The following is a 9,902-nucleotide window of genomic DNA, read 5'->3' as shown; positions in this document are numbered from 1 at the left end:
TGTCATAAATTATATCATTGTATTTTTATTAAAGTTGTTAATTTTGTGTAAACATTCAAAATCATTATGATTTTTGTTATAACCAAATAACAAGTATTTGAAGAGTAAAATTCCAAAATGCTTAATTTCTTATTGAAGTAACGAAGCAGTTTAGTTGTGCGAAATGTTCCTAGTTTAAATGGAGGATGGTAACATCACTCTGGTAAAGGCTAGGCAGTTCCTTTCGGAACTGAAGGGTTATATCGAAGAATCGAATGACGGGGTAACGCCCTGAAGGGTTCTCTCTTAGTCGAATAGCACTGGAATTAGTAGAATGATAGTGTTATAAGCTCGGTGAAAAGGCGTGAGAAATTACCGTACCAGTTCGGCTGGCGAAAGCCTACTCGATGGAGTGGTGTAATTCATGGTGCTTGAGTTGAATGAATATGGTGAGAATGCGAATAAACCTACAATAAAAGGTTAAGCTGACGAATCTCTGAATGTACGGGTCTATAACTGCAATACATAGAAATGTGTATATCACCAAATTGTGAGGTTAGATGTGGGTTAGTAAGACTAACTAATATGAAAATCCATGATACGTTACAGGCGTATGAATGCTAACAGGCTTACAGGAAGCACCTAAGTTCATTCTATAATAGATATAATTCAACGTTGTAAGCTGATAACGTGGAGGACTTACTTCTAATGAACCGTTGGCAAGGAAGAAAACAATGAAACTAGTTGTTGTATAACTTGCCTTTATATCAGTGAAAGTGGTGGCACAGTACCAATGAAATGTCTAATCCATATGGAGGGATAGCCACTAGACTAATAAAGATTTATTCAACCAAGTAAGGCAGTTCTTTATCGATTAATAAGGTTCTTGTAAGACTAAAAGAGGTTTAACTCCGAAAGGAGTCACCAACTTATTGAAACGGAAGAAACTGAGACACAGTGAATATTATAGTATGCAAGATTGTTTTGACAGACTAAATGCTCAAAGTGTCAGTGGTCATCACTTCTATGACTTAACAGAATTAATGAGTTCTAAAGATAATATACGACTTGCCTACCGAAACATCAAAAGAAACACAGGTAGTAAAACTGCTGGAACAGATAAATTAACCATTAACGATATTTTACATTTAACAGTGGAAGATGTAATAGCAAAGGTTCAAGCCATGTTCAAATGGTATGAACCGCAAACGGTAAGGCGTGTATTCATTCCAAAAGGAAAAGAAAAAACAAGACCTTTGGGGATTCCAACAATTTGGGATAGAATCTTTCAACAATGCATACTTCAAATTTTAGAGCCCATTTTTGAGGCAAAATTCCATAAACATAGTTATGGATTTAGACCGAACCGCAGCACTCATGATGCCAAAGCTAGGCTTGAATTTCTTATCAATCAGTCTGGACTCCATCATTGTGTTGATGTTGATATTAAGGGTTTCTTTGATAATGTTAATCACAGTAAACTTTTAAAACAAATGTGGTCACTAGGTATAAGGGATAAATCACTTCTCTCCATAATTTCCAGGCTATTAAAAGCAGAAATTGAAGGAGAAGGAATTCCTACAAAAGGTACTCCGCAAGGAGGTATCCTATCACCTTTACTTTCAAACATTGTATTGAATGAATTGGATTGGTGGATAAGTGACCAATGGGAAACGTTTGAAAGCAGGTATACTTACTCTACAAATGGAAGTAAATATCAACATTTAAAGAAAACTGCTTTGAAAGAGTGCTTCATCGTCCGCTATGCGGACGATTTCAAGGTAATGTGCCGAACTAGGTCACACGCTATAAAAACGAACTACGCATTGAAAGACTTCTTGAGAAAAAGACTTCATTTGGAAACAAGTGAGGAGAAATCGAAGGTTATTAATCTAAAGAAAAACTCTTCCGAGTTTCTTGGATTTTCAATGAAAGTTGTAAGGAAAGGAAAAACAAGATTTGGCTATGTAGCAAGGTCCAATATGTCGAAAAAGGCTAAAGAAAACGCCTTTCTTAAGATTAAGGAAGCTATAAAAGGAATCAAGAAAAAGCCTTGCATTCAGACAGTTTGGAACTTCAATACTGTCGTCATGGGAATTCAAAACTATTACTCGGTCGCTACTAACATCACTATCAATCTGAATGAGTTAAACGCTCATCTCCGCAGAACGTTATATAATCAATTAAGGAACATTAGAACCGAGGCAAGTTTCCATGAGATGACTAAAACCTTACAGAAAAGATACAAGGGATATAAGGCAAAACTGTATATGATACAAAAAATGGTTTTTGTCCCTATCCACGCACAACGCTGGAAAAAGACACTTGGATTCTCCCAAGTTATATGTAACTTTACTGCCGAAGGTAGAGCAAAAATTCATAATAGCCTAAAGGCTATTGATAAAAATACGCTTTCTTACATCATGAGAAATTACATTCCAAAAAGATCCATTGAATATAACGACAACCGAATCAGTAAATTTATTGCTCAATATGGCAAATGTGCCATATTAGGAGAAGAGTTAGGGATTCATGAATGGCATTGTCATCACATAAATCCTTATTATCTTTCGAAAGATGATTGTTATTCAAACTTAATTATTGTTCATAAAGCAATTCACCAATTAATTCATCTTAAAGATATAGTCAAAATAGAAACTCTTTTACAATCTTTAAAGCTTACAAATAAGCAGAAAGAAAAAGTAAATAAGCTACGGTTAAGATGTCTAAATGAAATAATCTAAATTTGGAAAACAGCACTCGTCTGCTTAATACATAGAACGAATAAATTGGATTAGTTGGAACGCCGTATGATTCGAAAGTTTCACGTACGGTGTGAACAGGGGGAAAAGGGAGCGATAACTTCAAAGCCTTACCTATCTGTATAAACAATCGTCATTAGATTTTTTTAACATTAGTTCCGTTTAATGGAATAATGGAGGAGATTTCAGAAGGGCGTCGAAATAGAAAATTTATAATTAGAAGGAGTGTGATTGGTTATGTCTCACGCTAAAGACGTTTTGGAAGATCAATTGTTAGCAAATGCAAACGACCTAAGCTGGTACGTTCCGTTTTCGGAATCAGTTGCAAACTTAAAAGAGGAAGAAGCGTTTTGGAAACCTAATGATGAAAGCAACAGTATTGCAGAAATTGTACAACATCTCCTTTACTGGAATGAAACTTGGCAAAAGAGATACAAAAAATCTCATGTGAATGCTGTTGCACCTATAAGTGACAATAATGAAAGCTTTATTTTTCCTGAAAATAAAACGTTTGATGACTTAAAAAAGTGCCTCTTAGCGGTCCTGCTTCAATGGCAAGAACTACTGACTGAAGAAAAGGTAGAAAATGATGTGAATGGTTTCTCTGAGACCGCAAAGTGGTGGGAAGTTCTAGGAAATTTGTCCACACATAATGCCTACCACATTGGACAAATCGTTTACATTCGGAAACTACAAAAAAGCTGGAAAACTAATATTAAAGGGGATTAAATAAGGCAACTTATATTTCTTTGCTCCGCTAAAGGGCGCTTTTCTTTAGTAAGAAGGCGTCTTTTTGATTTGCCCCTACACATAAAGGGATTAGTTTTTGTTAAGGCAAAACATTGTGAAGATTTTCACTTCAACTAACGGGTCTTTAGTGAAAGAAGCGTAAATAAAAAAGTCGATTTCTTATTGGAAATCGACTTTTTTTAGGTTGAAATTTCCTTAGCGTTGTAAATCCGCATTTTCCTGACTCTACCCTAATCTTAAAACGAGATTGAAAACTTGTTTCATACTTTGAAAGACAAGGGATTGGAATGCCTCGCACGTTTGGATATGACACGCTAATATATGGTTAGAATTTGTATTATAGAAATATGTTCTTTAAATCGAGGATAAAGTCTTCAAAAATACTTACTTCTATTAGATCTTTCCCTTTACATATAACTCTTGAAGTTGATAATATCCACTTTCCTTAAAAATAAGCACTTCAACTGTCTCAGTACGGTTGTCTACGATCCAATACCCTTTAACTCCTGTCGGTTCATATACTTTTATTTTTAGCTATAGCTCCTGTTTGTCAGCTAATAGCGTATTTTTACAATTATAGAGAGGGAACAGAATGGTAAACGTGGTTCCTTTTCCTTTTTGGCTTTGGACGATGATTTTTCCGTGAAACGAGTCGATAATGCGATAGCTCACCATGAGTCCTATGCCAGTTCCTTTTTCTTTCAGAGAATAAAATGGTTGTCCAAGACGTTTCACTTCGTCTTCATTCATCCCCACTCCCTCATCTTGGATTTGGATCACCACATGCTGTGATTCCTGTTTCACGAGAATGGAAACCGCACCACCTTGATGTATCGCTTCGATGCCATTTTTGATGATATTGAGGAAGGCTTGTTTCACTTTTTGGGGATGACCCAATATCACACACTCTTGCTCCGGAAGTCGGACGTCTATGCTTACTTTTCGTTCTAAAGCATAGGAGTAGAGAATATTGACAACCGTTTGTATTGTTTCGCAAACATCGACGGACTCTTTCATATCCGCTTCTGGCTTGGCAAGCGAGAGATATTCGGTAATGACGTCATTCGCCCGATCCACTTCTTCTATACAAATTTGAACATACCCTTTATACGTCTCTGAAATTGGCGATTGTAGAAGTAACTGGAGAAATCCTCGATTGGTCTGCATAGGATTTCGAATTTCATGAGCAAAGGAACTCGCCAATTCTCCGAGTATCTTATATTTTTCCGCCTGTTGAGCTTCCATGTGTAACTGGGAATTTTCCCTTAAGGTTTCAATCAGAAAGATAGTTACAATGGTGGCAACACATATCGTTAAAACTTCCTGAAGTGTGCTAAAAAATTCCATCCCTTGCAAATCCACGAGGATGAAGATCAAGGACATCCCCAATGTTATCCTCCAAGTCAGTTTCATTCGACCTGATCGATCCTGCTGGATGAAACGTGGATATGCTAAAAAAAACATGGGTAAGAGGAATAAGATTTCGTATACCGTTGAATAAAAACCAGTCCCTCCAAAGTACCAACGATACAACAATAAAATGATCGTGAGAACAATACCTGTTGCGTATCCACCTCCATAAAATATACCTATCATGAGAGCTACAAACCGTAGATCATTTCGCTCGTTTACATCCGAATTGATTGGGAAGGACATGCACAATACTAACGTAATCATTGCCAAGAAACTGAAAATTAATTTTTGCCGCTTCGTTTCGATGAATTGATGAGGATTGGTTAAATACATAGAATAAAAAAAGACAGGAATCAAAATAATCATTACTTGTAAGAGCAAATTTTTAGTATATTCCATACAGTTTACCTCATTGTTAAGCTCATTCTAGTATAAAAGGAAACTGAATATAAAAACAGGGGAAAAAAATGGGTTCTAATGCAAAAAACTCAAAACAATCGCAATTAATCTCTAAAGCTTGGAGATACTGATACTATTACTCTAAAAAAGGATATGATCAGTATGGTGTCCTGATACGACTGCTTTATTAAGCATTGCAATTGTTATAGGTTTAGTAGGATTATTTTCGCATCTGGTTAATTCGGGTATATAAAATTTGCTTCTTAAAGTAACTGGGTGCTTTTTAGTTGAAGAAAACCACTGATAAAAATCAATGGCTTTTTGTTCGGTTTAATGGATGCCCTCTAATGATTATCTATTTATTCAATCGTGGCGGAATTCTAGTTACTTAATTCCATTAATAATTCGTGGACAATATGTTGTTCAAAATCTTTTGGCTTATCCAATAGGATACCTCTCTTTGACGCAGCTGAAATTATTAGTCCTAATTCATAGTACATATTTTTAGAAACTAATCCTGTTGAAATCATTTTCTTCACTTCATAATAAAAATTGATCAAAAAATCACTTGGTAATTTTTCATACAAAGACATTTTTAGTAACACCCACTATTCCTACCTTATTAATAGGAATAATATCAATTAAAAATGAAATTGAAAAGAGTTTTTCGCTAAATTCATAAATTTGTCATTTTATAATTGATGCGTTTTACAATACTGCTCTAATCTTGTTTAACTAACTGGGCAGTTTTGGTAAAAAACACGGATTAATAAGGTCAATAAACAAAAAGAAAAGCACAATAACAGTGCTTACCTTTTAATACAATGAGGATGAAAATACTCAATGCTTATATTAAAGTTGCCGTTTTTAATAAATACTTGAATTTTTTCTCCATTCTCCAATAAATATTAATCACTTTATTCTTCAGTTATTTATGAGTTGATTTCGGTCTTCCGTTTGCGGAGGCTCTTCAAACCACCCGTGTTTTATCATAATCTCAATTCCTTCTTGACCGTAAAAATAAATATCTTTGGCTAATAAAGTTATTTTTAAGGCAATATCATTTCTTAACGTAAAAAATGTTCCAAAACTACTTCCTACTATACAAAACCCGTTAAGGAAGGTAGCACAATGCATCATTAGCTTATCAGAAAAGGTGCAACTGTTGAAGTCGTTACCGTACTTCCAGATGTTGCAGAAAACTGTATGTCATTATCTAAAAGTATTTCTTGATATATTTTAATTTGTTTCTTTGCAAGATCTTTTCCTTTTTCTAAGTATTTCCTAACCTCTTTGTTCTGAGCACATTGAGCTAATCCTATCATTAGCTGCATCCCTATGTTATTGGACTCTATTCCATGATGAAGAAAACCGAGTTCAATGTCGTTTAAAGTCCGTTTAGAATTAAATGGGTTAAAGCCACTCATATACTTTTTACTTTTAATAAACTCAGTGGTCTTAGGCATTGTTACTTTTGGAGGAAGTACAAGAATCCCTTTCTTTAGTAAATATTGTGTAGCTAGCTTATAAATTTTATGGGTTACCGTGGTAAGTCCCTCATAGATTCGTATCACATCATCGTTACCATATTCATGTTAATGGTGTACATTCCCATGCTTACATCTTTTAAAATCCGTACAAACATCACATCAAATCCATTGTCATATAATTTAGGAGCCTCTAAATTCACATCCTGTTTGTTGAATCCAATATGGATAACGATTCCTTGTTGTTTAAAGATTCTTTCTATTTCCATTACGTAGTAATTTAGCTCCTGCCACAAGCCCCCCAAAATATTTCTCGCCTCATCATCATCTGTTTTCTTCATTAAGTATTCTAATATTCTCATGATAAGAGTTTTTTCTTGATAGGTAAGCCAAAGGGTACCAACCTCAGACGAACTAATTGGATTTGTTAAACTCAATGTAATCCCACCTTGCATTAAAGATAAATCAATTATTTCCATATAAGTGGAAAATGATGCGAATACTGTCCCTAATTAACTAGTGTGAGTAGAAGCAGTAGATTTTTCACTAACGAGTAGTTTTGTTGAAAGAAGGGATTATTTAACAAATTATTGAATAAATAATTAGATACTAATTTTTTATGGGGGATTATTGTGGCAACAAACGAATTTAAAGACTTTTATTGTGAAGAGGTACTAAGCGGACGTACACTTGTGGAAATAATTTTAGAAACCGAAAATGTTCTAGCTTTTTATCATACTCGTCCTTTTCATCCAGAACATGTTGTAGTAATACCAAAAAGACATATTACTTCTATCATTACTGTTCAACAAGATGAAATAGATATTATAAAGGAAATTTTTAGTGTTATTCAGGAAGTTGCTACCCAAATGAACGAGAAATTTGGTGCTTGTACTGTTTCTACAAACGTTGGAGATTATCAAAGCAATAAACATATGCACTGGCATGTATACTACGGAAATCGAATTAGAGACTAAAAACTATAGAGGTAATTATGGCTGAATACATAAACGAATTAAGAGAACTGATTGGACACAAACCATTAATTTTGATAGGCTCTACAATCATTGTTATGAATGATAAAAAAGAGATTTTATTTCAATACCGTTCCGATACAAAAGAATGGGGTTTGCCTGGGGGAGCAATGGAAATAGCCGAAAGTTTAGAGCAAACTGCTGAACGTGAACTCTTTGAAGAAACGGGGTTAAAAGCAACAAGTTTTAATTTCTTTGATATTTTGTCAGGAAGTAATCTTTATTATAAATACCCCAACGGTGTTGAAGTCTATAACGTTATTTGTGTTTACATAGCACAAGATACAAGTGGTGAACTAGCTATGAATGATGGTGAAAGTTTGGCTTTAAAGTATTTTTCCGTCAAAGAATTACCTTCCCAGCTTGATGAAAGAGCTAAGTTAATAATAGAAAAACATTTTATATATGGCTAATTTGTTCCACTAACGGGTGCATGAGCTCAAGAATGATCGCTGCGACGATTTTTTTATTAACTGGGCAGTTAAGTTGAAGAAGGGAACACTTTAAATACTCCAATAAGCAATAAAAATGGTGCCCCACAACAGTGAAAGCACCAATATTACGCACTAATCCCAGATACGGATTCTTGGAACACCTGCGGTTCTTAAATAATCTAATAACTGACCAGTATGAACAGATTCGTGATACGCAATGCGTAGGAGCATATCCCCAAGGTCTCTTATGTAACCTGCATCAGAACGGTCAATCTTAATATTTGTTAAGTCTTCTTCAGAAAATGATCTGATTGTATTTATGAATTGATTACGATAGGGTTCGGCAAATTCCAATTCAGAATTTACAGAAGTAAAAGGTCTCTTTTCAAAAGGGGAATTAAAAACGGATAAACTTCCTTGATTTTTAAGTGCCAGGTGATAATAATGTTCGCTTTCCAGTACTTGCCTGACCATTTCTAGACAATTCAATGCTTCATTATCTGGCTTCCAACTTAATTTTTCCTCAGGAATAGATTTCCAGACTTTTATGCTTCTTCTTCTAACTTCATTTAAGTTTAAAATAATTAAATCAATTGAATTCATAAAAGCTCTTCCTTTGATAAGCATATAATAATTATACACGAATGAACGTTCATGCCAATAATCTGAAGGAGGAATATTTTACAATATTTAGTTGTACTTTATACGAACGGTGCAAGAGAAAGAGGTGCTGCAATTTAAAGGATTGTTTCATTGTTGTTGAACTAACTGGGCAGAATAGTTTAAGTACAAACCTTCACAAACATACACTACGAAAGGGAAATACTTTAAAACTCCGAACATTCATTAATCCTCCACATGACTTATCTGAAAGGAATAAAAGTTTGGGGGCACGAACCGAATCAAAGATTCGCAGGGTTCCACGATTATAAAAAAAGCCGAAGGCAAGCTAACCCCAGACCAACTCCGATTTATAACACCTCAGTATTAATAAAACGGGCATGTATAAAATTACCACTATTAATAATTATGTATATCCCCAATTTGTATAAAGTTGGCGTTCTTGTAAAAGAATAAGGTAAAATCCGATAAAATACATCTCCTTTATAGGTGGTATTATGAAAAACCAAAAATTATTTTTAATTGCATTGCTGGTTGTTCCTTGGTTAACTGTACCCTTTCTAGGTAAGAAAGCATTTAGAAGATTTCTTCCCACTGCCATATTTATGGCTACTTTTACTAAAGCTTTAGATTTTTATGGTGAAAGGAAAAATTGGTGGAAATTTTATAGCGGTGTCGGACCTTTTAACAGCATGAATTTTATGAATTTCGGTCCATACCTTGTCACTAGCCTTTGGGTGTTAAAAATGACTTTTGGTAAATTCCCGTTATATCTGATTACAAATACTATTCTTCATACTTCCTTTATCTTCGGAGGATTGAAATATGTAAAAGATTTTCGGATATTCACTTTAGAAAATTTATCAAAATTCAAATACCTGTTAATAGATTTCGTCAGGGCTTTAATCTTATATACTTTTCAATATATAACTGAACCTACCCCCATTAAAAAAACCATTTTTAAAAAGAAGTGGTTTCGATAAACCTTCAATTACGAAGGTTTTTATTTTTAGGTTTCTTTAC

Annotated in this window: 9 protein-coding genes and 1 pseudogene; 5 read left to right on the top strand and 5 right to left on the bottom strand. The window is 34.4% G+C overall.

Features of this window, described 5'->3' with window-relative positions; translation table 11 throughout:
• The first annotated feature begins 950 nt into the window (after positions 1-950).
• Both ltrA and V7266_RS23705 read left to right on the top strand, forming a co-directional pair.
• Positions 951-2,723: a group II intron reverse transcriptase/maturase gene (gene ltrA, locus V7266_RS23710; protein WP_335471563.1), complete on the top strand. Its 1,773-nt coding sequence runs from the start codon at positions 951-953 to the stop codon at positions 2,721-2,723.
• A 255-nt stretch (positions 2,724-2,978) separates the two neighbouring features.
• Complete coding sequence (locus tag V7266_RS23705; RefSeq protein ID WP_335471562.1) at positions 2,979-3,470, top strand: DinB family protein; 492 nt, start codon at positions 2,979-2,981, stop codon at positions 3,468-3,470.
• Positions 3,471-4,025: 555 nt separating this feature from the next.
• On the opposite strand, the gene V7266_RS23700 is transcribed toward V7266_RS23705, so the two are convergent.
• The 4 genes and pseudogenes from V7266_RS23700 to V7266_RS23685 all read right to left on the bottom strand — a co-directional run bounded on the left by V7266_RS23700 (position 4,026) and on the right by V7266_RS23685 (position 7,227).
• On the bottom strand, positions 4,026-5,303 hold the full coding sequence (locus V7266_RS23700; RefSeq protein ID WP_335471561.1) for an ATP-binding protein: 1,278 nt from the start codon (positions 5,301-5,303) through the stop codon (positions 4,026-4,028).
• Positions 5,304-5,683: 380 nt separating this feature from the next.
• Complete coding sequence (locus tag V7266_RS23695) at positions 5,684-5,896, bottom strand: hypothetical protein (RefSeq protein ID WP_335471560.1); 213 nt, start codon at positions 5,894-5,896, stop codon at positions 5,684-5,686.
• A 331-nt stretch (positions 5,897-6,227) separates the two neighbouring features.
• Positions 6,228-6,730 (bottom strand): annotated as a pseudogene (locus V7266_RS23690) (DUF3231 family protein).
• Positions 6,731-6,873: 143 nt separating this feature from the next.
• Positions 6,874-7,227, bottom strand: a complete 354-nt coding sequence (locus V7266_RS23685) for a DUF3231 family protein (protein WP_335471559.1) — start codon at positions 7,225-7,227, stop codon at positions 6,874-6,876.
• A gap of 195 nt (positions 7,228-7,422) precedes the next feature.
• Between V7266_RS23685 and V7266_RS23680 the strand changes: the two genes are divergently transcribed.
• Positions 7,423-7,767, top strand: a complete 345-nt coding sequence (locus V7266_RS23680; protein ID WP_335471558.1) for an HIT family protein — start codon at positions 7,423-7,425, stop codon at positions 7,765-7,767.
• A gap of 17 nt (positions 7,768-7,784) precedes the next feature.
• Positions 7,785-8,237, top strand: a complete 453-nt coding sequence (locus V7266_RS23675; RefSeq protein WP_335471557.1) for an NUDIX hydrolase — start codon at positions 7,785-7,787, stop codon at positions 8,235-8,237.
• 153 nt (positions 8,238-8,390) lie between these two features.
• Here V7266_RS23675 and V7266_RS23670 read toward each other — a convergent pair whose 3' ends face one another.
• Complete coding sequence (locus tag V7266_RS23670) at positions 8,391-8,861, bottom strand: DinB family protein (protein WP_335471555.1); 471 nt, start codon at positions 8,859-8,861, stop codon at positions 8,391-8,393.
• A 515-nt stretch (positions 8,862-9,376) separates the two neighbouring features.
• Between V7266_RS23670 and V7266_RS23665 the strand changes: the two genes are divergently transcribed.
• Positions 9,377-9,862: a hypothetical protein gene (locus V7266_RS23665; RefSeq protein ID WP_335471553.1), complete on the top strand. Its 486-nt coding sequence runs from the start codon at positions 9,377-9,379 to the stop codon at positions 9,860-9,862.
• The last annotated feature ends 40 nt before the right edge of the window (positions 9,863-9,902 follow it).

The sequence above is a fragment of the Neobacillus drentensis genome (assembly GCF_036965645.1).
In the GTDB taxonomy this organism is placed as follows: Bacteria; Bacillota; Bacilli; order Bacillales; family Cytobacillaceae; genus Neobacillus; species Neobacillus drentensis_D.
The sequence above is the reverse complement of the archived record's forward strand: the minus strand, read 5'-3'. Positions and strand labels throughout refer to the sequence as shown.

Excerpts from the sequence above, each read along its gene's own strand:
- ltrA (WP_335471563.1), top strand. The coding sequence starts at position 951 with ATGCAAGATTGTTTTGACAGACTAAATGCTCAAAGTGTCAGTGGTCAT.
- V7266_RS23705 (WP_335471562.1), top strand. The coding sequence starts at position 2,979 with ATGTCTCACGCTAAAGACGTTTTGGAAGATCAATTGTTAGCAAATGCA.
- V7266_RS23700 (WP_335471561.1), bottom strand. The coding sequence starts at position 5,303 with ATGGAATATACTAAAAATTTGCTCTTACAAGTAATGATTATTTTGATT.
- V7266_RS23695 (WP_335471560.1), bottom strand. The coding sequence starts at position 5,896 with ATGTCTTTGTATGAAAAATTACCAAGTGATTTTTTGATCAATTTTTAT.
- V7266_RS23675 (WP_335471557.1), top strand. The coding sequence starts at position 7,785 with ATGGCTGAATACATAAACGAATTAAGAGAACTGATTGGACACAAACCA.
- V7266_RS23670 (WP_335471555.1), bottom strand. The coding sequence starts at position 8,861 with ATGAATTCAATTGATTTAATTATTTTAAACTTAAATGAAGTTAGAAGA.
- V7266_RS23665 (WP_335471553.1), top strand. The coding sequence starts at position 9,377 with ATGAAAAACCAAAAATTATTTTTAATTGCATTGCTGGTTGTTCCTTGG.